The organism is Natronolimnohabitans innermongolicus JCM 12255 (assembly GCF_000337215.1).
GTDB lineage: Archaea > Halobacteriota > Halobacteria > Halobacteriales > Natrialbaceae > Natronolimnohabitans > Natronolimnohabitans innermongolicus.
The window spans coordinates 1-1,880 of sequence record NZ_AOHZ01000029.1; the positions used below are offsets into that span (position 1 = coordinate 1).

At 64.2% G+C, this 1,880-nt stretch carries 1 protein-coding gene; it reads right to left on the bottom strand.

Going from position 1 to position 1,880, the window contains the following annotated elements:
• Positions 1-107 precede the first annotated feature (107 nt).
• Positions 108-926: a rolling circle replication-associated protein gene (locus C493_RS05060; protein WP_004045523.1), complete on the bottom strand. Its 819-nt coding sequence runs from the start codon at positions 924-926 to the stop codon at positions 108-110.
• Positions 927-1,880 lie beyond the last annotated feature (954 nt).

The following is a 1,880-nucleotide window of genomic DNA, read 5'->3' on the forward strand; positions in this document are numbered from 1 at the left end:
AGGGTCGCCGAAAATCGAACCGACCCCACCACCCACCACAGGGACCTATAACGGTGTCTAGGGGGACCCCACCCGGCACCTCTCACCTCGCGGTGGGACCGACCGATCTAGTCTGGTGGCGGTCCTCTATCCTCGTCGCGCCGGAAGTCTCCCGACGCAGCCGACACCCAGTCCTCGACGATCGGATCCCACGCCATCAGTGACCAGTCCTCCTCGAGCGCACTGCCGTCACGATCGTCGCCGCCCGGATCGCGTGGATCGAGATCGACGTCGGCGCTAGATCCGTACCGCCGCGACCCCGACGGCAGGAACGACAGCGAGCCACGACCGAGGTACGCACTGATGTAGTGCGCCGCGTTCCGTGCGTCCACCCGCCGGATGTCCACCACCCGGCCGAGGCCGACGCGCTCGGCCAACTGCGACAGTTCCCGCTGCGGCAGGAACCGATCCACGAGCAGGTGCAGGTGCGGCCGGTCCCGCTCGTCTCCCTCGTGCCGCACCCACAGATACGACAGGTTTGGATAGCGGTCCCTCAGTTCCGTCCTCAGCGCGTTCCACCGATCGGTGATGTACTCGTGCTTCTCCTCCTTCGACGCGGGCGCTCTGCGGTCCACTGTGAGCGTCAGGAACCGACGCATCTCCGGGCGCTCCTCCGTGATCCGTTCTATCTCCTCGATCAGTCCCATCCTCAGCCGGTGGCCGCAACACTCGCAGTCCCACGAACCGCAACGGTACGACGCCTGTTCCCCCGATTCTGTCTGGTACTTCAGGTGCGCCAAGTCCTTCCGGCAGTCCGGCCGCTCCCGATCCGGCCCGCAATCCCAGTCCCGACCGAGCCGTGACTGCTCATCCAACTCGACCTCGCCGTCGACGGGATCCGCGCTCACTCCGACCACCCCGACCGACGCGATCGCGAGCTGCTCCACGAGTGGCCCGACAGCACGTCCGGCCCAGCTGGGGCGGCACTATCCGACGACCGCGACGAAGACGAGCCGGTGGCACCGCACCGCACCATAGCCACCGGCACGTCTTCTACCGCACCGCACGGTGGAACGCCTGAATTGGCGAAGCATAGCGGCTCTTGAGTTGTTCTAACTAGCGTCGAGTAAAGACCGCACCGCCGCCGCACCGCCACCGCACAAGATAGCCCCCTCCCGCCGGTCGGGGGCGTGCGGATCGGGCGGCCCTCGAGCCGGGTACGCCGGCTCTCGGGCAAATCAAGATCGCCCGATCCTTGCGGTGGATCGGCGCTTAGTCGTCCAGACCGAGCGTTTCCGTGAACCGTCGAAACACTTACTGACTCGGCTGAGAGAGGACAGAGCGAGGACGAACCCTCCGGCCAAGAGGTTTCCACCGGGCGATTCTGCCACAAATCGCGTCCGGTGGAATCGTCCGTCGCCCGGGCCTTCTCCGGGCATTCACTCACGTTGCGTAGCTTTGACTGCGACGAGAACGACTAGCCCCTTAAAGAATACTGACCTTTCACCCCGGCAGAACATCTACCTATCCCGATACTACCAACACGCCCACATATTGTTATTAGCAGTTCTAACCATAGCCAGACAGAACCCGAAACCGCATGACAGCGCAGGGGTCGCCGATCGCCCCGGAGTATCACCCATCACAACTTACCGCCGTCTTGCGATTCTTCCCCCTGTCGAATCCCGGCCCTATCCGTACAATCGCAGGACGGCGTAAGGATACCCCTGTCTGAACCGCCACAACTTACCGCCGTCTTGCGATTCTCCCACCACAATCACTCGCCCCTCCGCTCCCTAATCGCAGGACGGCGCAAGGGTCGCCGAAAATCGAACCGACCCCACCACCCACCACAGGGACCTATAACGGTGTCTAGGGGGACCCCACCCGGCACCTCTCAC